The 21,484-nt window shown below is 47.8% G+C and carries 14 protein-coding genes; 8 read left to right on the forward strand and 6 right to left on the reverse strand.

Annotation, left to right across the window (positions count from 1 at the left end; all coding sequences use genetic code 11):
* Nucleotides 1-151 precede the first annotated feature (151 nt).
* Nucleotides 152-526, forward strand: a complete 375-nt coding sequence (locus tag LRP50_RS19470) for a hypothetical protein (protein ID WP_274166119.1) — start codon at nucleotides 152-154, stop codon at nucleotides 524-526.
* Nucleotides 527-532: 6 nt separating this feature from the next.
* Here the strand turns inward: LRP50_RS19470 and LRP50_RS19475 are convergent, their stop codons facing one another.
* The 5 genes from LRP50_RS19475 to LRP50_RS19495 form a co-directional block, all read right to left on the reverse strand.
* Entirely contained in the window at nucleotides 533-967 is a 435-nt protein-coding gene (locus LRP50_RS19475) for a VOC family protein (RefSeq protein WP_274166120.1), read from the reverse strand.
* A 161-nt stretch (nucleotides 968-1,128) separates the two neighbouring features.
* Nucleotides 1,129-1,476, reverse strand: a complete 348-nt coding sequence (locus LRP50_RS19480) for a hypothetical protein (RefSeq protein WP_274166121.1) — start codon at nucleotides 1,474-1,476, stop codon at nucleotides 1,129-1,131.
* 253 nt (nucleotides 1,477-1,729) lie between these two features.
* Nucleotides 1,730-2,965 carry an ABC transporter substrate-binding protein gene (locus LRP50_RS19485; protein WP_274166122.1) on the reverse strand — a complete coding sequence of 412 codons (1,236 nt, stop codon included), beginning with the start codon at nucleotides 2,963-2,965 and terminating at the stop codon, nucleotides 1,730-1,732.
* Between the two features lie 53 nt (nucleotides 2,966-3,018).
* The gene (locus tag LRP50_RS19490) at nucleotides 3,019-3,870 is read right to left on the reverse strand and encodes a carbohydrate ABC transporter permease (protein WP_274166123.1); all 852 of its coding nucleotides are present in this window, start codon (nucleotides 3,868-3,870) and stop codon (nucleotides 3,019-3,021) included.
* Entirely contained in the window at nucleotides 3,870-4,772 is a 903-nt protein-coding gene (locus LRP50_RS19495) for a carbohydrate ABC transporter permease (RefSeq protein WP_274166124.1), read from the reverse strand. The genes LRP50_RS19490 and LRP50_RS19495 overlap by 1 nt, the downstream gene beginning before the upstream one ends.
* Before the next feature lie 205 nt (nucleotides 4,773-4,977).
* Here LRP50_RS19495 and LRP50_RS19500 point away from each other — a divergent pair, with 205 nt between their 5' ends.
* The 7 genes from LRP50_RS19500 to LRP50_RS19530 all read left to right on the forward strand — a co-directional run bounded on the left by LRP50_RS19500 (nucleotide 4,978) and on the right by LRP50_RS19530 (nucleotide 16,196).
* The gene (locus LRP50_RS19500) at nucleotides 4,978-6,108 is read left to right on the forward strand and encodes an ABC transporter ATP-binding protein (RefSeq protein WP_274166125.1); all 1,131 of its coding nucleotides are present in this window, start codon (nucleotides 4,978-4,980) and stop codon (nucleotides 6,106-6,108) included.
* 66 nt (nucleotides 6,109-6,174) lie between these two features.
* Nucleotides 6,175-7,224 (forward strand): substrate-binding domain-containing protein, encoded by a 1,050-nt coding sequence (locus LRP50_RS19505; RefSeq protein WP_274166126.1) that lies wholly within the window; start codon nucleotides 6,175-6,177, stop codon nucleotides 7,222-7,224.
* Between the two features lie 5 nt (nucleotides 7,225-7,229).
* Nucleotides 7,230-9,389 carry an alpha-galactosidase gene (locus LRP50_RS19510; RefSeq protein ID WP_274166127.1) on the forward strand — a complete coding sequence of 720 codons (2,160 nt, stop codon included), beginning with the start codon at nucleotides 7,230-7,232 and terminating at the stop codon, nucleotides 9,387-9,389.
* 93 nt (nucleotides 9,390-9,482) lie between these two features.
* Nucleotides 9,483-12,575 carry a beta-galactosidase gene (locus LRP50_RS19515; RefSeq protein ID WP_274166128.1) on the forward strand — a complete coding sequence of 1,031 codons (3,093 nt, stop codon included), beginning with the start codon at nucleotides 9,483-9,485 and terminating at the stop codon, nucleotides 12,573-12,575.
* A 99-nt stretch (nucleotides 12,576-12,674) separates the two neighbouring features.
* Nucleotides 12,675-12,938, forward strand: a complete 264-nt coding sequence (locus tag LRP50_RS19520; protein ID WP_274166129.1) for a glutaredoxin family protein — start codon at nucleotides 12,675-12,677, stop codon at nucleotides 12,936-12,938.
* A 343-nt stretch (nucleotides 12,939-13,281) separates the two neighbouring features.
* A complete protein-coding gene (locus LRP50_RS19525) occupies nucleotides 13,282-14,130 on the forward strand; it encodes a substrate-binding periplasmic protein (RefSeq protein WP_274166130.1) in 849 nt (282 codons plus the stop codon).
* Nucleotides 14,127-16,196 carry a putative bifunctional diguanylate cyclase/phosphodiesterase gene (locus tag LRP50_RS19530; RefSeq protein ID WP_274166131.1) on the forward strand — a complete coding sequence of 690 codons (2,070 nt, stop codon included), beginning with the start codon at nucleotides 14,127-14,129 and terminating at the stop codon, nucleotides 16,194-16,196. The genes LRP50_RS19525 and LRP50_RS19530 overlap by 4 nt, the downstream gene beginning before the upstream one ends.
* A gap of 677 nt (nucleotides 16,197-16,873) precedes the next feature.
* On the opposite strand, the gene LRP50_RS19535 is transcribed toward LRP50_RS19530, so the two are convergent.
* Nucleotides 16,874-21,484, reverse strand: a 4,611-nt coding sequence (locus LRP50_RS19535) for a beta strand repeat-containing protein (RefSeq protein ID WP_274166132.1), incomplete at its 5' end; no start/stop codon positions are given.

The following is a 21,484-nucleotide window of genomic DNA, read 5'->3' on the forward strand; positions in this document are numbered from 1 at the left end:
GTCTTTTGAGGAAGAAAACGGCTTACCTATCGAGCCACATACCTTGATTGAGTTCAACGGTCAGGTTTATTAACGCAAACGCCACGAGCACTAAGAGTACGTGTTATTCTGAGAGGCATTGTCAGAGTCGAAATCTTGTAAGGAACGCAATATGGATACCCTGCTCTATGTCGCTGCGATATTGCTTGTGATCATCTCGTTTGCACACTCCTACTTGGGTGAGCGCTACATCCTGATTCGCTTGTTTAAACGCAACAACCTACCCAAATTGTTTGGTAGCGATGCTTTCACTAAAAAGACATTACGCTTCGCTTGGCATATTACGTCCATAGCGTGGTGTGGCTTTGCGGCCCTGTTAGTCGCTCTCGCACAACCTCAACTCAGCCTCAACATCATGGCGAGCATCATAGCGCTAACTTTCTTTATCCATGGCCTGCTTTCACTTCTCGCCTCCCAAGGAAAACATCTTTCTTGGATCGTCTTCTTTGCCATTTGTGCTTGTATCGTTATTGGCATCAGTTTCTAGGCCACTTTAGGTTTCAAAAAGCTGTGCATTGATGTCCTTGAATGACTTGAACTCCAGCGCATTGCCCGTTGGATCGTAGAAAAACATCGTCGCTTGCTCACCGGGTTGCCCTTTAAACCGCACATACGGCTCGATAACAAAGGTCACACCCTTTTCTTTGAGCCGCGCCGCCAGCGCTTCCCAATCTGTCATTTCAAGCACCACGCCAATGTGAGGCACTGGGACAGAATGGCTATCAACCGAATTGTGATGCAAGCGTACTTGCCCCTCTTCACCAATCGCAGGGTCATGGTGGATCACCAATTGATGACCATAGAGATTAAAATCCACCCAACAATCACTGCTGCGCCCTTCGCTACAATTCAATACATCGCGATAAAAGGTACGTGACTCTTCAAGGTGTCGAACAGGAATAGCGACATGAAACGGGGTTAAAGGCATACACACTCCTTTGCGTGCTGAAGGGAAACACATCCACTCTAGTCCAATAACTCACCATAAAGGGTAACGAGAACAAGAAAGTGGCGCCTGTCGCTAAGATGGGAGAGTGTCAGCAGGTATGTAGCTCAAACTTACTGTCTTTTTCGCTCTAAACGTCTGCGCTAGACCTTGAAATCGTAGCTGCGTTCGTTGCTTTGCGGGGTAATGGTATTTTCAACCTGTTTGAGCAATTCTTGTTGTCGGGTGGTGTACGCTGAAAACTTGGCTTTCTGCGCTTCTTGCTCGGCGACCCTATCAATCAAACCACGAAAATCACGCTTTTGCGGGGCTTCTTCTTGTGCAGCTTCAGCTTGTTTCTGCTCTTCACGCTCTTTTCTTAGCAGTTCAGCGCGTTCAGTGGCGGTCAGATTCGCGTTGTTAATGCTACCCGCAGACTGATCATCTCGCTCTTTGTGGCGAGAATTCAAGTAAGTCGAGTTCATGTAACTGTCGTTAATCAGGTTGGGCATGACACCATCCAAGCAAACTAATCAGCGCGTTGAAACAAGCCACTGAAGTGATAAAACAAGTTCCTTAACTCTAGTACACCAACGGATATTTTGTGACAGGTATCGCTGTCGAAATCGGTGGAAACAGAGTGATTCGGAGCGACAAAATGGTGTCGAACTGAGACAAGCTGCGAGGTACAGACGCATTGTGATTAGAAATAAAAAAGCGGAGGCCGTCGAGAGCCTCCGCAAATGCTAGCAAGGTTTCTTATCTTTATTCTTTAAACGTACGCTGACGCGTTTTCTCTAATTTTTTCAGTATCTTGTCGATACGTTCAGGGTGAACCATGTATTGCTGAAAGCCCTTCATGCCTTCTTTCGCCATAGAAGGGTCAGTATCGCGGTCGTAGAACTGCGCAGTACCCGCTGCTTCGTTCAGCATGACAACCCCCGCATTCAGATACTCATCATCTTTTGGCGTCGCTTTGTTATTGGTCGGGATCTGCAACAAAGACTCGTTGATCATGGTTTGAATTTCAGGTTGAGCAACAAACGCAAGGAACTTACGCGCATCCTCTTTGTTCTTCGCTTTCGAAGGAATATGAAGCGTATCCATTGGCGCATCTTCCGCGTTTGGCACGGAAGGGTCGATCACTGGGAATTGGAAGAAGCCCATGTTTGGACGCACCTCGTCGGTAAAGTTTGCCGCCAAGAAATTACCCATCAAGTACATTGCTGCTTCGCCGTTGTACAAAAATGGCTGTGCTTCCTGCCAAGAGTATGATGCGTGATTATCCAAGTAGTAGCCCGGTTTTACCAGTTCATCCCATTTCGCAAATACCGCTTTCACACGAGGATCGGTGTATGGCACTTTGCCGTCCATCAAATCGATATGGAAATCTAAGCCATTCACTCGCAAGTTCATGTAATCAAACCAACCTGCTGCCGTCCAAAGGTATTTCGTACCAATGGTGAATGGCGTGACGCCATTGTCTTTCAGCGTTTTTGATGCCGCGACAAACTCGTCCCACGTTTTCGGTACGGCGATATCGTATTTCGCAAACAAATCTTTGCGGTAGTACATGCCCCACTGGTAATAGGTATATGGCACGCCGTATTGTTTGCCGTCAGCGGTCATTGCAGGCATGGCACTGGAGAAATCTTCTGCCATATTATTTGCCGCCCAGATATCACTGACATCTTCAAACAAACCGCGGTCAACGAAGGTTTTCATGCGGTTACCCGCATACCAGAACACGACGTCTGGCGGAGAGGTGACCAGCCAGTTACGAATCGTGGTTTTATACGCTTCATGGTCATACAGGTTGTACTTCACCGTGATGTCTGGGTTCGCTTCTTCGAATTTCTCAATCACCTCAGCCCAGGCTTTTTTCGGCGCGGGATCAGAAGCATCAGAGTTGATCACCAACTCCCCTGCGTTGACTGAGCCACTTAGCAGAAGAAACAGACTGCACAGTACGCCAAAGCTTTTTTTTGCAAGCGTTCTCATTCTCTTCATCCTTTCTGTTGTTCGAAAATATCCGTCATTCAGTAAAACCAGCATTACCCTTTCGTCGCACCCAGGGTTAAACCAGCAATAAAGTGTCTTTGCATCGTAAAGAACAGTGCCACCGGTGGCAGTGCGGCTATCACCGCCCCCGCTGACATGTATTGCCAAGACGCTAACCACTGCCCTTGCAATGCATTCAGGCCTGCTGTGACAGGACGAACCTCATCGCTTTGAACCAGTACTAACGCCCAGAAAAAATCATTCCAAATAAAGGTAAAGACCAAAACAGACAATGCCGCCAGTGCAGGCCTCACCAGCGGAAGCACTACATACCAGAAGATTTTCCATTCGCTTACCCCTTCAACCCGCGCCGCTTCTATCAACGCATCAGGTATTCCCACCATAAAGTTACGCATGAATAGGGTACAAAAACCCGCTTGGAACGCGACATGGAAGAAAATCAGCGCCCAGTGGGTGTCGTATAACCCTAAATCAATGGTTAGATCACGGACTGGTATCATTAAGATTTGGAATGGCACGAAGTTACCGCCAATGAACATGGCGAAAAGCAGAACGTTGGCTTTGAACTTGTATTTCGCCAGCGCAAAACCCGCCAACGTCGATACGGCAACTGCGCCTAGCACTGCAGGTAGGCTGATCAGCAAGCTGTTCAACAAGTAACGCGCCATCGGTGTTGCAATGAACACTTGCGTGTAATTTTCTATAAACTGTAATTCATCCGGCCAACCCCAATAGTTACCCGCATTGATATCTGCAATGGAACGAATAGAGGTCATCAACACCGCGGCAAGCGGGATCAACCATAAGATGACAGCGATATAGAGCGCCACGCGATAGCCGACATTGATAAATTTGCCTTGGTGTTCAATCGGTCTAGGAAACATTAGCGCTCTCCTTTCAGCATGCGCCACAAGAAGTAGGCGATATAGATATCCATGATCAGGAACAGCACCACAGCCACCGCTGCGCCATAACCCATGCGATAGTTGAAGATAGATTCTTCATACATCATGTACGCAAGGACCGTTGAGCTGCCCCATGGGCCACCTGCCGTCATGGTTGCCACTAAATCGAAAGACCTCAATGCGCCAATAACTGTCACCACAACCGCAATAAAGGTGGCAGGTTTGAGTTGCGGCACCACCACGTACCACATCATCTTCCAGCTACGAGCACCGTCTAATCGCGCGGCTTCAAGCTGTTCAGGGTCAAGGTTGTTCAACCCTGTGAGGTACAAAATCATGCAGTACGCAACTTGCGGCCAAAGACCAGCAGCGATAATGCCGTAGGTCACCAAATCTTCGTCGGCAAGAATGGACACAGGGTCAAACCCCATGCCTACCATGATTTGTGTTAGCAAGCCAAATGACGGATCATAAAACCACGCAAAGACCAAACCCACGACGACCTGAGAGATAACAAAAGGGAAGAAAAACAGGGCTTTAATCAGTCGAACACCCGCCACTTTCTGATTAAGAAAAAGGGCGATAAGTAATCCAATCGGTGGGGCTAACATGAAGAGCACCATCCAGAGGAAGTTGTTAAACAGCGACGTGTAAAATGTGTCGGAGTCGAATAGCTCGACGTAGTTGTCGAATCCCACCCAGACTTTTTCTCCAAGACCATCCCATTCGAAAAAACTTAACCAAACACTTTGAAGAATGGGGTACATCACGTAAAGCGAAAAAATCACAATGGCGGGAGCGAGAAAAAACCAAGGAGCTAACGTCAGACTGCTTCTGCTTGGCGAGTTGCCCGACGTTGCTGTTGAGGAAAGCCTAGTCATATTACGTCCTGTCCTTAATTTACGATGTTCAACCCACGAACATGTAACGATACTGTTACGGAGAAGTTGGCTTTATTTAAAGTTAGTTCACAAAATTATGAATGTAAACGTTTCCATAAAGCAAAAAACACACTATTTTTAAAAAAGGACGACCCGAGCATAAAAATGCGCGGTGTCGATAACTGCACGGCATAGGACATGCGTTATGGCAAATATCACGTTAAGAAACGTTATCAAACGTTTTGGCAAAGTTGAGACCATTCATGGCATCGATCTAGATATCACTGGCGGAGAGTTCGTGGTTTTCGTCGGACCGTCGGGTTGTGGGAAGTCAACCTTGCTGCGCTTAGTGGCGGGATTAGAAACCATCAGTGATGGTGCCATCAGCATTGATGGCGTGGAAGTGAACAACGTCGACCCCGCGGATCGCGGCGTGGCAATGGTGTTCCAATCCTATGCACTGTATCCGCACATGACAGTACGCGAGAACATGGGATTTGGCTTGAAGATGAACGGCGTTGATCCTGTTGAAATTAAGCGTCACGTCGATCGTGCGGCAAAAACACTGCAGCTAGAACCCTTGCTCGACCGCAAACCCAAAGAACTGTCCGGTGGACAGCGTCAACGTGTCGCCATTGGTCGCGCCATCGTGCGTGATCCGAAAGTCTTCTTGTTTGATGAGCCTTTATCTAACTTGGATGCCGAGCTTCGCGTTGAAATGCGCCTACAAATCGCCAAGCTGCACCAAGAACTGAAGAACACCATGATCTATGTCACGCACGACCAAGTGGAAGCCATGACATTGGCGGACAAAATTGTCGTACTTCGCGCAGGGAATGTTGAGCAAGTCGGTTCGCCTCTGGCGCTTTACCACAACCCAGACAACCTTTTCGTCGCCGGCTTCATTGGCTCACCAAGAATGAACTTCATTCCAGGTCGTGTTTCTGCAGTCAATGGCTCAGAGGCGATAATTGCCATGCCAGACGGACAATCCATCACGGTGGCAATCGCAAAATCGGTCAGTGAAGGGGAAGAAGTCACGGTAGGTATTCGCCCAGAACACATTCAGATTGGCAGAGGTGATGGTTTTAACTTTGAGTTCCACAGTGAAGTGGTTGAACGACTCGGCAACGGTACTTACCTGTTTGGCCAATACAATGGCATCGACGGATTCAAAGTTCACATTCCGGGCGACAACGCGGTGAAGGCATTCCAAACCGTTCCATTGCGCTGCTCACCAGACGATATTCACTTGTTCAATAGCAATGAACAAGCACTCACTTACCGAGAGCAGACCGACGAAGAGGTCTCCGTGGCATCGCTTGAGAAGGAATAGCGTAGGTTCTGACGTGGACAGAGGGAACGCACTTGATCACTAACCCATCGGTGAGGACGTGTCGCAATGGCAACCATTAAAGATGTCGCAAAGCGTGCGGGGGTATCCGTCGCAACGGTCTCAAGGGTGATCAACCTTTCCCCACAAACGCGTCCAAATACCGTTATCGCGGTTCAAAGTGCCATGAAAGATCTGGGCTATCGCCCCAATGCGGCCGCTCGCACATTGGTGAACAGAAAAAGTCTCACAATAGGTGTTGTGGTTGCCGATGTTTCCGACCCATTTTTCGGCACCTTAGTGAAAGAGGTGGATAATCTCGCCCACCAGCGAGGTCATCAATTACTCATTGGCAATGGCTATCACGACGCTGAGCGTGAAAAGCAGGCCATCGAATCCTTGATTCAAAATCAAGTCGGCGCATTGATCGTACACAGCAAAGCACTGGATGATGAAACGTTAAAGACCTACGCGAATGAATTGCCTGCCATGGTGTTTATCAATCGTCGAATCAAAGGGCTTGAAGCACGGTGTGTTTACCTTGATAACTATCACGGAGCCTACTTGGCGACTGAACATTTGATTGCTCTGGGTCACCAACGTATCGCCCACATTGGCTCAGATCATGATATTGAAGATACTCAACAACGTCGGCAAGGCTACCTTGACGCACTTGCCGCGCACCAACTGAAAGAACCGGTTAAAAACAGCGAAAGTGACCAAGATAAAAGCTGGATTGCATTCGCCCCACCCGATGAAGAAGGCGGTGAAGCCGCGATAAAAGCCCTTCTTCAGCGTGACGAAAACATCAGTGCCATATTTTGTTATAACGACGGCATGGCAGCAGGCGCCATTACTGCGCTCATTGATGATGGCTATCGTGTCCCGCACGATATTTCGGTTGTCGGGTTTGATGACAGTCTCATCGCCCGCTATATGCATCCTAAACTGACTACTGTGCGTTACCCCATTTCTGCCATGGCGACACATGCGGCAGAGCTTGCCATCGCGTTATCCATGCAAGGTGACACACAAAAGAGAAGTAGTACCTATCAGCCGACATTGATCTCACGTGAATCTGTCATGCAAAAGACAGTTCAGTGCTCGCTAAAGGGATGACAAACATGAGTAAGCCTTATTCTCACGCCTCCACACACACACCATCTTCGTCATCAGAGGCACGTTTTTTACACCTGCAATCAGCCAATAACAGCCTTATTGTGCAACTCGACCCTGTGCCAGCCATTGTTTACTGGGGCAGCCAATTCAATCGTGATCATGCATTGTCGCAAGAAATGTTTGACGCGCCCGTCGGGCAAGCGCGTTTAGATTCGCATATCCCGCTTGCCTTATGCCCTGAGCAGGGACGAGGAGACTTTGGCAGCCCAGGGATTGAAGGGCATCGTAACGGGAAAGATTGGGGCCCCGTTTTCCAACTGACGGCGGTCACAGACAGCTTGTCATCCGCGACACTCACGCTCTCAGATCCTCGTGCTGCGCTCGAAATCAACATCTACCTCGAGCTCGACGAAGACACCGATGTTCTGATGCTCAAGCAGCAACTTATCAATATTGGTTGCAATAACTACACAGTGAACCGCTTTGCGCTCACCCTGCCGTTCGATGAAACATTCTCCGACATCATCACCTTCCACGGACGCTGGTCCCATGAATTCCAAACGCAAAGAACCCCTCTCGAGCACAGTGGATTCATCCAAGAAAACAGGCGAGGACGCACCTCTCACGAATCTTTCCCGGGGATCATTGCCTTGCCACCGAGCAGCAATGACCTCACTGGTGACGTACTGGGCATGCATTTTGGTTGGAGCGGAAACCACCGCCTTCAGGCTCGCGTAAAAAGTGACGGACGACGCTATCTGCAAGCCGAAGCGTTACTTGCCCCCGGAGAAGTCGTTTTAGCCCCTTGTGAAAGCTTTGAAACCCCTACCATGTATGCTGTTTTTACCTCACATGGCCTCAACAGCATGATGCAAAAATTCCATCAATACGTGCGCTCATCCGTACTCCACTTCCCACAATCTATGGTGCGCCCTGTACATTTCAACACGTGGGAAGGCATGTATTTTGACCATCAACCACAACGTATTATGGACATGGCAAGTGCTGTCGCGCGTTTAGGTGTGGAACGCTTTATTCTCGACGATGGCTGGTTCCTAAACCGCGATGGTGAAACCCGAGCCCTGGGAGACTGGCGCGTCGACAAGCGTAAATACCCAGACGGCCTCAAGCCCGTGGTTGACCATATCAATCAGCTGGGAATGGAGTTTGGGTTATGGGTAGAACCTGAAATGGTCAGCAAAGATTCCATAGTGTTTCGCGAACACCCAGATTGGATGCTGGGGTTAGACACCCTTGGCTATACCCAACCTTCTGGACGCTACCAATATGTCCTCGACCTGCAAAATCTCGATGCTTACCACTACTTGTTAGTGTCATTGGATACCTTGCTGACGGAACACAATATTGCCTATCTCAAATGGGACATGAATCGTGAACTGGTACAAGCTGGTCATGCCTTGAGTGCCGCTTATCATGGGCAAACACTGGCTTTATACAAACTCATTGATGACTTAAAGGCGCGGCATCCGTACGTCGAAATCGAATCTTGTGCATCGGGTGGTGGTCGTATTGATTATGAAGTGCTCAAACGCACGCACCGGTTTTGGACGTCCGATTGCAACGACGCATTAGAGCGCCAAACCATTCAACACGGCATGCAGTATTTTTTCCCGCCTGAAGTCATGGGCTCCCACATTGGTCCTCGACAAAGTCATACCACACGACGCTGCCATGACATGTCGTTTCGAGGTATTACGGCGCTGTTTGGTCACATGGGCGCAGAATTGGACCCTGTCGGTCTTGAAGACAACGAGCTTCGCGCTTTTGCTCGTTACATCGGGCTCCACAAGCAGTATCGTCCACTTTTGCATCATGGCAATTGTTTCAACCTACCATCGCATGATCCCAACACTCGCATTCATGGTGTCACCGATGACACTGTGACACTCCTTGCTGTCGCACAACTCGCCATGCCGAAATACGCACAAGGCGGTCGACTTCGTTTACCTGTGCTGTGTCCAGACAAACGTTATCGTATAGACATTTTGGACGCTCCATCAGCATTTTCTAGCACCATGAAGCACAAACCTGCGTGGATGGTTAAACCATTGACCTTTCAAGGTGATCAGCTGATCCGAATTGGTCTAAGCTTGCCAATAATGGATCCGGAAAGTGCCATGTTGTTGTCGTTCACACTCGTGTGAAAATGAGTTCAAACCGCATTCAATTTTGACCTAATCGCCGAAGCAATCTTAAACAACAAGAACATCCGGTAACCCAAAGAAGAGAAACGCTGCATGACTCGCTATAACGAATTGATCCTCCGTCGTCATTGGGAAAACCCATCCATTACGCATCTAAACCGTTTGCCAGCGCATTGCCCATTGGCCTCCTATCCTAGCGTCGAAGTAGCATTAGATGACCAACACCAGCCCACGCCCGTATCGCGACATCGCACCTCTCTTAACGGTCAATGGAAGTTCGCCCTGTTTGAGAGCCCTGAATCTGTCCCATCCGCGTCGGTTGACCCTGAGTTCGATGATTCACAATGGCGAAATATGCCAGTCCCATCAAACTGGCAACTCCAGGACACTGACGACATTCCCATTTACACCAACGTGCAATACCCGTTCGAAGCCACACCGCCTTTTGTGCCCGCACACAATCCAACAGGGGTTTATCGCACCACCTTTACCCTGTCTGAATCATGGAAGAAATCACAAACCATCGTGTGTTTTGAAGGCGTCACTGCCGCGTTCTATTTGTGGTGTAATGGACACTTTGTTGGGTACAGCCAAGACAGCCGATTACCTGCCGAATTTGATTTAAGCCCTTACGTTTCCTTAGGCGACAACCAGCTTACTGCTGTTGTGCTGCGTTGGAGTGATGGCAGCTATCTTGAAGACCAAGATATGTGGTGGCTGAGCGGTATTTTCCGCGATGTCATTCTCCGTAAAAAGCCATACCACCAAATCGTCGACTTCGACGTTAACACACGCCTAGATCCAACCCATCAGATAGGCATGTTGTCGCTGACAACCACACTACGCGGCATTTATGGTCAAGTGGCTATCCAACTGTTTGATGAAGGCGTCGATATTTCCGGCCCAGTGATTGCGCGATGTGGAGAACGCCCGATAGACGAACGGGGAAGCTGGCCAAATCGCGTTGAGCATCAAATCACCATTTCTTGCCCAAGGCTTTGGAGTGACGAAGATCCGCACCTGTACCGACTCGTTATCACATTGCTGGATGATGAGGGCAACGCCGTGGATATCGAAGCCTGCAATGTCGGTTTTCGTCAGGTGGAAATTCTCGACGGCCTGCTTACCATCAACGGGCAACCCGCTTTAATCCGGGGCGTAAACCGCCATGAGTTTGACCCAGAGCGCGGTTATGTGCAGCGCATTGAAGATATCGAAGACGATCTTAAACTCATCAAGCAGTTCAACTTCAATGCCGTTCGAACGTCCCATTACCCCAATCATCCTGCTTTCTACTCATTGTGTGACAAGTACGGTTTGTATGTGGTTGATGAAGCCAATATCGAAACACACGGCTTAGTGCCAATGAGCCAGCTTTCAGACAACACCGAGTGGTTGACCGCTTACATGGAGCGCATGACCCGCATGGTCGAGCGTGACAAAAACCACCCGTGTGTGATCATCTGGTCACTGGGGAATGAATCAGGGGTCGGCAACAACCATCACGCCATGTATCAGTGGGTGAAGCACAGAGACCCAAGTCGTCCAGTGCAATACGAAGGTGGCGGCGCCAACACCGAAGCCACAGATATTGTGTGCCCAATGTATGCGCGTGTTGAAGAAGACCAAGAAGTGACCTTGCCCAAATGGGCGCTGCAAAAGTGGATCGGCCTACCCAATGAAACCCGCCCTTTGATTTTGTGCGAATACGCTCATGCGATGGGCAATAGCCTTGGTAGTTTTGATAAATATTGGGATGCGTTCCGACGCTACCCTCGATTGCAAGGCGGCTTCATTTGGGATTGGGTCGACCAAGGTCTTTCCCGAAACAATGATCAAGGTAAAAACCAATGGTCATACGGCGGCGATTTTGGTGACACACCTAACGATAGGCAGTTTTGTATCAACGGCTTAATGTTTCCCGATCGCACACCTCACCCCTCAGCGTTCGAAGCAAAATACCAACAGCAGCGCTTTCATTACACCCTCAACAGCGCGACGCCATTAAGCGTCACTATTGAGCATGAATTTCTGTTTCATCCCCCAGAAGCGCTGACCCTAAAGTGGACACTGCAAGAAAGTGGCAAGCAAATCGCTCATGGTGAAGAGCCTCTTCATCTGCATGTCGCCCAATCAAGTCGACATACCTTCATCGAACAACTGCCAGAAGCTAAGCCCGGAAAAGAGTACTTCCTCAATATTGAGGTGGTACTTGCTGCCAAAGAACCTTGGGCACCCAAAGGCACTGTCATCGGTTGGGGGCAACTCGCGCTGCCCGTAAATTCGAGCATTGCCTTGCCTGACATTGGTCCTGATGGGTTGCCAGAGGTTATCGAAGAGGCCGACCACTGGACCATTCGCGGCGAGCATTTTGAGTTAGGGTTTGATAAACAAAGCGGACACTTAGTGCAATGGCTCATTGACGGTGAAGAGCAATTGCTTGATGCCCCAAAAGACAACTTCGTTCGACCACCCATTGATAACGACATTGGCGCCAGTGAAGCCGACCACCCCGACCCAGAGGCATGGCTGAACAAATGGCAAGACGCAGGGCTATTTTCTCTGCGCCATGAAAACCTGTTCAACACGGTGGATATATTGAATGATCAAATCCAGATCCGCTCTCATCACGGATATTTTTCAGGCGATACCATGGTAATAGCAACGCTGTGGCGCTATGAAGTGAACGTGTCTGGCGATATTTTGCTTAGCGTTGATGTTAATGTCGCTCCCGGTATGCCTGCGCTTCCGCGAGTTGGGTTAGAGCTTGCACTGCCACTGACAGATACCGTGGCATGGTTTGGTCGTGGTCCGTTTGAAAACTATCCAGATCGTAAATCAGCAGCCATGGTGAGCCGATACCTAGCCCTCACCGATGACATGCACACGCCTTACATTTATCCATCAGAAAACGGATTACGCTGCGATGTTCGTCAACTCGACATCGACAATCTGCGTATTCTGGGCTTGTTTCATTTTTCTGTAAGCCGTTACAGCCAAGAGAACCTAGCAGCAGCTAAACACCAAGAAGAATTGGTGCAAGATGATCATTTGTATTTGCGAATAGACGGTCATCACATGGGCATTGGGGGGGATGATTCATGGAGCCCAAGCGTGCACTCAGAGTACTTGCTCAATGCCATGCGCTATCGCTACTCATTAACACTGACAATGAAGCACGACTAACTCAAATTTAGGTGTGAATGAAAAATGCTCGAAGTCAGGTCTATTGAGAGGCAAAATGTACGATCAAAGGGTATACCCAAATAAAAAGAAGGAATTACAATGCCAAATCTAAGCGCTCATAGCCTCTATCACAGAAATTTTTGCCCGTATTGCATTAAGGTACGCACCGCATTGAAGCTAATGAACCTTGATGTTGAATTGGTAGACGTCAGTGCTGACAGCGAAGCATACAACGCGCTTGTCTCTCAAGGAGGTCGAAGCATGGTTCCATGCCTTCGTATTGCTCAAGACGATGGTTCAGTAGAATGGATGTATGAATCAGACGACATTATCGACTACTTCAAAGAGCATTTCTCCAAATAGACCCAGCCTTACCCTTTGGCTCGCTCGCGAGCCAAAGCCATTGATCTCGAATTTACAAACCTAATAGCTACAATCACTATAACTACTGACCAACGTTTACAGACTGAGCAGCCACGGCGCGTTCTGTTTAGTGTCGGATCTTTCATTCTCCAGACATCCAAATCTCTATCAATTTACTCTGCTGTCATCTTTTATCGCGACGTGAATTAAGTACCTTCGAGTTGCACTATTGAGACAATTATGCGCACTTAGTTTATTTACTATTGGTTGAACATGAAAACACTGAGCCTGCTGGCCTTTGCCAACACTCAATTATTTTCAGCGACCGATAGGGGCTATTACCTTGTATTTAAAACATTTTATATTTTTATTGTTTGGGTTGCTGATAAGCGCATTGTCTCAGGCTGCGACACCTCTTCGCGTTGTGTCAGAAATTCTTCCCCCGTTTCAGGTGATAACCCCGAACGGAGGGTTTCAAGGCAGAGCGGTTGATATGGTCAAAGCCATACTCGAAGAAGCCGACTTAAGTGATGCCACCATTGACGTCATGCCATGGGCTCGTGCCTACAAAAAAGCGCAGAAAGAAAAAAACGTCGCGATATTTTCGATCGCATATTCAGAAAAACGCGCAATGAAATTTCATTGGATTGGCCCACTCTATTCGCTGGAGCGTTCGTCATTAATTGGATTGAAGAGTCGCACCGATCTCAATGTTCCTTCGTTGGACGATGCTAAGCAGTTTCGTGTTTGCTCTGAATTAGATACGCACTCCTACCAGTATCTACAAAGCCTCGGTTTTGAAGCGAACAAAAACCTATTCTCTGTCAGAAGTGTGCTTGCTACCTATCGAACCGCCAATGGTGGCATTGCCCGACCCGCTGCTAATCTCACGCTGTTAAACGCCAAGAAATGCGATTATGTAACTGGACTTTGGTCCATCTATGCTTATAGCGAAAATGCCAATAATGGATTGACTCCCTATTTCTATCTGGGACAGCGAGACAAGCCATTGGTCCTTAATATGGCTCTCAGTCTGCAATCAGACCCCGCTATGCTCACCACCTTGACCACAGCCTATCGAACACTTTTGGATAGCGGTGCGCTTTACCGAGTTTGCGTCGGTGATGACCCCGAAAAAATATATCAACTCTCCTGTCAGGTGCTATTACCCACTAAGGAGAAAAAACAATGATACAGAAATTCTCCGGCCCCAAGGCTCCTCTGCTTAAGCGATTTGTTGCGTCCGTTATGTTGGTTAGCTTGATTGGCGGAGTCTTACTCAGCGTCATTATCGCCTCAATCCAACTCAATCGACTAAATGATCAAAAAGAAGATTCGGCGCGTTTGCGACTTGAGAGCATTATTGATAGTGCTGCCTATGCGGCTTTCAATCTCGACTCTGCCCAAGGTTATTCGCTACTCAAAGGTTTTGATAGTGACACGCTATTTGACCACATTGTATTGCTCGACAATTACGAAGACATCATTGCCGAGATAACACAACCAACCATCGCTTCCACCGAAAGCGAGTTGATAGAATTTCTGTTGCCCGCCATATCTAACGACACCATCACTTATCCTCTTGTGTTTCCTGTGCACAGGAACAATCAATACATTGATGAAAATGTGGGCTACCTTGTTGGATCCATTAATTATCAAACATCTCAACGCGAATTTTTGGAGTTAGTCAGCACCATTGCCCTATCAACACTTGGTGAAGTGTTACTTGTTGCCATTATTCTTTCGATTTTTTTCCACAGACAAATAGGTCGCCCACTTTCTAGCATCATCGAATCTATCGATCGAAGTGCACGATTGAGCAGACACAAAAACGCCACAATAGGTAAAGTAAAGGGTCATACAAGTGATGAATTCGGCCGTTTGGTTGACGCTTACAACAACTCTGTGATGGAAGCATTCAGTTACATGAGGGATTTAGAAAGAACCAAAGCAGAGCTTAAATCCTTGTCAGAGAAAGATCCGCTCACCAACGTAACAAACCGTCGTGCACTCCTCACTGAACTCACGACACGTTGTCGTCATGAGTCGGTTTTTCATGTGGTATCACTCGATATTGACAATTTCGGTTCCTATAACGATGCATATGGTCACCAAATTGGTGATGCATTGCTTGTTACACTCGCAGACGCGCTCAAAAATACGATGCCGCCAGAAGTGCCAATTAGTCGTACCGGGGGCGACGAATTTGTTTTCCTTCTGCCAGGAGACTTGGATAAAGAAGAGATTTCTAACATTGTTTCGCCAATCCTCACTGTGTGTCTGAGTGATGCCTTACCGGGAGGCACTCACAGCATTTCTTGCTCAATCGGCGTCGCGTCTTATCCAGAGCATGGACAAAGTCCACAGCAACTTCTGCATGCGACTGACATAGCGCTCTATGTCGCAAAGGATGCTGGGCGAAAATGTATTCGCTTCTATGACAAACAAGCAGACCTTGCCAAAATTCGACAAGAAGAGATACGCAACGCGCTACAACAAACCATTGAAAAAAAGAACTTCAATCTGCTTTATCAACCTAAAGTCAGCATGGAAACGGGACTGGTCACTGGATGTGAAGCCCTTTTACGACTACATCCAGATATCAGCGCAATACACTCGCATGTAGAGATTATCGAAGAAGCTGAGCGAACAGGCCTAATAGTGGCACTAGGAAGGGAAGTCATGCATCGTGCATTTTCAGACATGAGCAAGGTATTGGACGCACTACCCGAGAGTTTTCGATTCAGCGTCAATGTATCACCGCGACAGTTTGTCTCAGAGGGGTTTATCGCGGACCTTGTGACTACGTCAAACAAGCATGGCGTGCCGCTCGAAAACCTAGATATTGAAATTACCGAGTCATCTCAGATGTTCGATACCACCTCGAGCAACGAAGTACGTCAATGGCTAAAAAATGCTGGTGTGACAGTCACACTCGATGACTTTGGAACAGGCTTTGCGTCCCTCGAATACTTAATGACTTACGGGTTTGACCAGATAAAAATAGACAAGCACTTCACTCAGTCTCTGCCCTTAGATGACGATGCCAAAGCCATTTTCAACGTCGTACAATACCTAGCTGACAAGCTCGATATGTCAGTCGTGGCTGAGGGAGTAGAAACCGCAGAGCAAGTTGCTTACCTGCTCAACCAAGGTTTCGATTGCGCGCAAGGCTATTACTACTCGACACCACTGTCGCTAGAAGCGTTCTTGCCATTTGTTATTCAGCAACAACCCACTGAGAAAAAATGTGTTTAACACCATTCCATCATGCTAGCTGGCACAAATTAAGTATTAACCATTAAAAATCACCAGGTTAGCAACATAATCACTCATTATTCATTAGCAATAAATCGCCTACTACACGCTTAACCATTAAATATTCTGACAGTGGTGTTTCACTATATATACAATATCGCTATATCGAGATAAAAATCGCTTTTAATAATTCGTGAATTGAATAAAGATTAACCCATAGCGAAAACGCTGGCGAAGAAGTTGTCGTAACAGCTCACTGTATAAGTTGTACTGGTTATCTGTATTTTGTAGTAACAGATCATCAGGTTTGTTGTTGCAGTTATCTGTATTACTTCTTCGTTAGCAACTCTTTATCATTACGCGAAAGTCGGTTATTTACGATAATTCGACCTTAAGTCTCATTGACTTAGCGCTTAATGCTAGATGACATGCAACACCAGAGTAAGTCATTGATTACTCGAATATTCACTGCCAACATTATTTACCTTTCATGACATTTTGGTAAGTAAACAAGGATGTTCTTTGCAATAAGCGAAACTTTAGATGCAACTTTGCATTATGGACAGGTAAGGGTTATTTCTATGCGGACTCTATCTTACCTGTCCTTTTTATTTTCCATCACTCCACTTCAGAAAACTGCAATCACCAACCACACCCGTCCTGATAACTAGTTTAATTTAATCAACAATCAATTTTGACTGTATTAACATAGCATCAATAACGGAATTGCTAATTTGCTCGACTGTCATATTACTTGTATCGATTTGATATGCGGAAGCCATGTCATTGACGCTTAAGTTATCGAACACAATCTTTTGATTTACCACGCCATCACCATTCTTTGAGATGTCCAATCTGGCGAGACCATCACTATCCTCAACAATGCTGAGATATTGCTCAACGGTATCAATCGACTCACCTTGAAGAAGATCCGCTAGATTCAAGGTATCTTCCTGTGTGTTAAAGTCGCCAATATGATCAATTGCTGGCGATGCTCCTGTTCCCTCATCGCCGTTGAAATAGGCAAAAACATCTGCTCCTGCACCACCAATCAATAGATCGTTTCCACTACCGCCAGCGACAAAATCGTCACCGAACCCTAGATCGATGGTGTCATTCCCATCCCAACCAAATATTCGATCATTACCTCCGTTCGCAAGGATCACATCATCACTATTACCCCCTCGAACGCTGTCATCACCTGCCGTGCCAAGGTAAGTGACATTGTCCATGTTGATGATATCCGAAAGACTTCCATCAGCCTCAGAGGTATAGAAATTGGTAATGGCGGCCTCAGACTCTGCAATAACAATAGTGACGTCTGTCGTGGTGCCATCTATTGCAGTCAATGTGATGACATCTTGGACACTCTGGTTATCCGGAATTGCATTGAGGCGTGTTGGATCGACAGTGTACGTCCACACACCTTCTACCAGCACAATTGAACCGTAAAGCCCAACTTCCGTTGTGTTTGCAAAGACTGCCGCAGTCCCACTTGCACCCACAACAGACAGTGAGCCCGTTGCTTGTGATGGGACAGCTACAGACACTTGGTCATTAATGGTTTGACCGAGTGTGACTGTTGCGGTCTCACTTTCGTTGTTTAGCGAATTGACGGCCTTATAGGTGAACTCTGTTCCAGTGGTGTTAACACCTCCAGCTGAGATACTCGTAACGTTTAGGTTTGAATTTACTGCGGCCGTTACGTAGAAGCGTATTTCATCAAACCCTTCAGTGTTGGTAATGTTAATGGTGGCGATTCCGTCACCTCCAGATGCTTCCCACAAGTTAGGGTAATCATATTCACCAACGATCTGTCCATCACGATAAACAATGGCGTGTGCTTGCCCATTTGCTGGACGGGTGTTTGAGAAATTCCCATAGGCGCTACTTACAACGATATTACTACTAGTGACATCTGTACTCCCCGTAAATTCGATCACCATGACTTCATTGAGGGATGAGGTTAATTCTCGGTCTGCACCCACGCCTATACCAGCTTCACCGCTTTCAAATTCCCACGTGATATTGGCTGGCGTTATTGTACTGCTTGCATCTGGCTTCGTGCCGGAGAAGGTCCCGCCCGACACAGTAATCCCCTCTTTGACGATGGCGGTCTGTGTGGGACTTGTGACGTCACTAGCCTCGAAAGTGACTGACGGGCGGTCGGGTTCAAAAACAAAACCTGTGTCATCTGGCAGAACCTGATTCAGCACAACTGCAGTCTTGGCACCGCTGTCATTGAAGTAATACAGAATGCCATTACTAGGCAATGATGTGATTTGGATGCGCGTTTCTAGTGAATCAGTTAAATCGGCATCATCCACAAGATCGGCTGTATGGGCATCGAGCGTGAAAGCAACATCGCCTGTTGTACTGTTCTCCACAAAGCCTGGGGATGCTGCATGTGGCGACAAGTCAACAATAATGCCACCTGTATTTTCACCTTGCACACTCAAATCAATAGCGGGCTGGTGACCGGTCACATCAATGACAATGTTTTGCGTCGTGCCGTCTGTCGCCGTAAGTGTGAAGGAATCCTGTGTGGTTTTATCATCTGGGATATTGGCGGATTTGTCCTTATCTAAGGTGTATGTCCACGCGCCGTCAATCAAGGTTAATGAACCGTATGTTCCCTGGATAGTGGTGTTTTCGAAGCTAGGGTTGTCATTTGAATCGATATCCGAAATGGCGATAACGCCTGACACTGTCACGCTCGAGTCGTCACTGTTGCTGCTTTCACTGTTGCCAAATGTCAGCTTGGTGGCGCTGACAACGCCATCACCATCAACCAGATAATAACTCCCATCCTCCGTTTGAACGATCACAGGTGGAGTCCGATCGTTTACGATATCTGCGACATTGGTTTGGAAAACCAGTTTGCCATCCTGTGCAATGGTATAGAGGTCAACACCTTGGGTCGCATTTGGCATCACATAGACGGGTTCTCCATCTACGTAACCAGCAGAGGCAAAGTAATGCCCAGCGCCAGTCACCGTGTCGGTTAAGGTTAGCCCTCCCGCACTGCTGACTTCAAAAATGGATGCTTGATTGCTCGTATTATTGGAATAGATAGCATAGGTTCGGCCATCGCTGGTGTGGTAGAAGTTCACACTGTTGCTGACGCCCAGTGCGACTGCCGCAGTATCGACAAGGGTTAGCGCTCCTGTACTTTGATTAATGGAGAATATTCTCACCTCATCATTAGATGCAGCAGCAAGAAAACTGTCGTAACTATCGTTTGTAAAGACATCGATGGAAGAGACACTTTCACCTGCAAAAATAAACTCGTTGGCATTTACCATTTCACCCGTTTGCGCATCATACGTGAGCTTGGAAATGCCATCGGTACCTGGTCGCGTCACATAGATATAGTCTGTACCGTCAGCACCTTCGAACGTGACGTTTTCTCTTATATATTGCTGACCGTCTTGTCCATTGAGATTGGATATCCCTCCGTTTATGGAGAGTGTACCCGTATTAGAAATATTCCATGCCGTCAGTGAAGAACTGTTTTGCGACGTTACAAACAAGGTCGGTTGACCGTCAATAGTCGCGGCATTGGATTGGGTAAGCCCAGTGCCCAATGATAATGCATTAATACCGAGTGCGATAAGATCAGCGGTGATATCGCCATCGGATGTTGTGACGACAGTTCCTGCATTCTGGTCATAGGTAATGCGGTCTGTTTCTGTCAGTGTCCCATCATCGTTAACACGTGAAATGATGGTGGAAACGCTGATTCCCCACTGCGTCGAGATGATGTAAGGCACACCATTCACAGTGGTGGTCGTTGTTGTCCAAGCAGGGTTTGAATTACTCGTGATAGCATCACTATTGGCATGAACGTTATTCGTTTCATCTGGATTGATACTGAATCCATTCACATCGACACTACCCGTGAAATTCCCTGTCACGACAGCATCATCTTGTGTTCCAGTAACAGTGATAGAAATAACTTGAGGTGTACCATCTGTTGACGTCAAGGTGATGTTTTCTGTCACTTCTTGCCCATCATTCAGCATTTGTGCATTTTGGCTAAGGGTGTAAGTCCATTCGCCATTAGTCAGTGTTAGAGAGCCATAGGTTCCAACCACCGTCGTATTTGAAAACGTCAGTTCATTACCGCTGCCATCGAGAACCTGTAAAACACCAGAAACAGATTGAGGACCAATATCTTCAACCAATGCTGCAATGTCGTCATCATTGATCGTGGTTTCGACCGCCGATGGGTTATCCGGCAACACTTCAAAGCCGCCGCCCGATGTGCCCGTCACCGAGACTTCAAACACATCGTCGTCAGTGGTTTCAAGAATAGAATCATCCAGCGTTGCGACCGTGAAATCGGTCGACGTGGTGTTCGCCGCGATCACCACTTCTCGCGTCACGGGGGTGACATCGCCATCTTCTGAGGTTTTGTGGCCGACAACCACTGTCACGGTTAAAGCTGTTGTGGGTGCTTCGCTAATGCTCAACGTGTAGCTGGCGTCTTCGCCTTCAACGACTTCAGAGTCACCCGTTAACGTCAGGGTCGGTTTATCCGTTGACGTGGTGTCTTCGTTGATCGTGGTTTCGACCGCCGACGGGTTATCCGGCAGCACTTCAAAGCCGCCGCCCGATGTGCCAGTGACCGACACTTCAAACACGTCATCATCATTGGTTTCGAGGATAGAGTCATCCAAGGTCGCCACGGTGAAATCGGTCGAGGTGGTGTTGGCGGCGATCACCACTTCTCGCGTCACGGGGGTGACATCGCCGTCTTCTGAGGTTTTGTGGCCGACAACCACTGTCACGGTTAAAGCTATTGTGGGTGCTTCGCTAATGGTCAACGTGTAGCTGGCTTCCGCGCCTTCAATCACTTCACTGTCACCTGTGAGTGTCAGGGTCGGTTTATCGGTGCCGGTCGTGTCTTCGTTGATCGTGGTTTCGACCGCTGCTGGGTTATCCGGCAGCACTTCAAAGCCGCCGCCCGATGTGCCGGTCACTGACACTTCAAACACGTCATCGTCAGTGGTTTCAAGAATAGAATCATCCAGCGTTGCGACCGTGAAATTGGTCGACGTCGTATTCGCTGCGATCACCACTTCTCGCGTCACGGGGGTGACATCACCATCTTCCGAGGTTTTATGCCCAACAACCACTGTCACGGTTAAAGCTGTTGTGGGTGCTTCAGAGATACTGAGCGTGTACGACGCTTCCGCACCTTCAATAACGGACGCATCACCTGTTAGGGTTAGTGTTGGTTTATCCGTTGACGTGGTGTCTTCGTTGATCGTGGTTTCGACCGC

The sequence above is a fragment of the Enterovibrio gelatinilyticus genome (assembly GCF_028683095.1).
GTDB classification, from domain to species: domain Bacteria; phylum Pseudomonadota; class Gammaproteobacteria; order Enterobacterales; family Vibrionaceae; genus Enterovibrio; species Enterovibrio gelatinilyticus.

What these genes read in the sequence shown, in the direction of transcription:
- LRP50_RS19470 (WP_274166119.1), top strand. Translation starts at nt 152, where the DNA reads ATGGATACCCTGCTCTATGTCGCTGCGATATTGCTTGTGATCATCTCG.
- LRP50_RS19475 (WP_274166120.1), bottom strand. Translation starts at nt 967, where the DNA reads ATGCCTTTAACCCCGTTTCATGTCGCTATTCCTGTTCGACACCTTGAA.
- LRP50_RS19480 (WP_274166121.1), bottom strand. Translation starts at nt 1,476, where the DNA reads ATGCCCAACCTGATTAACGACAGTTACATGAACTCGACTTACTTGAAT.
- LRP50_RS19485 (WP_274166122.1), bottom strand. Translation starts at nt 2,965, where the DNA reads ATGAGAACGCTTGCAAAAAAAAGCTTTGGCGTACTGTGCAGTCTGTTT.
- LRP50_RS19490 (WP_274166123.1), bottom strand. Translation starts at nt 3,870, where the DNA reads ATGTTTCCTAGACCGATTGAACACCAAGGCAAATTTATCAATGTCGGC.
- LRP50_RS19495 (WP_274166124.1), bottom strand. Translation starts at nt 4,772, where the DNA reads ATGACTAGGCTTTCCTCAACAGCAACGTCGGGCAACTCGCCAAGCAGA.
- LRP50_RS19500 (WP_274166125.1), top strand. Translation starts at nt 4,978, where the DNA reads ATGGCAAATATCACGTTAAGAAACGTTATCAAACGTTTTGGCAAAGTT.
- LRP50_RS19505 (WP_274166126.1), top strand. Translation starts at nt 6,175, where the DNA reads ATGGCAACCATTAAAGATGTCGCAAAGCGTGCGGGGGTATCCGTCGCA.
- LRP50_RS19510 (WP_274166127.1), top strand. Translation starts at nt 7,230, where the DNA reads ATGAGTAAGCCTTATTCTCACGCCTCCACACACACACCATCTTCGTCA.
- LRP50_RS19515 (WP_274166128.1), top strand. Translation starts at nt 9,483, where the DNA reads ATGACTCGCTATAACGAATTGATCCTCCGTCGTCATTGGGAAAACCCA.
- LRP50_RS19520 (WP_274166129.1), top strand. Translation starts at nt 12,675, where the DNA reads ATGCCAAATCTAAGCGCTCATAGCCTCTATCACAGAAATTTTTGCCCG.
- LRP50_RS19530 (WP_274166131.1), top strand. Translation starts at nt 14,127, where the DNA reads ATGATACAGAAATTCTCCGGCCCCAAGGCTCCTCTGCTTAAGCGATTT.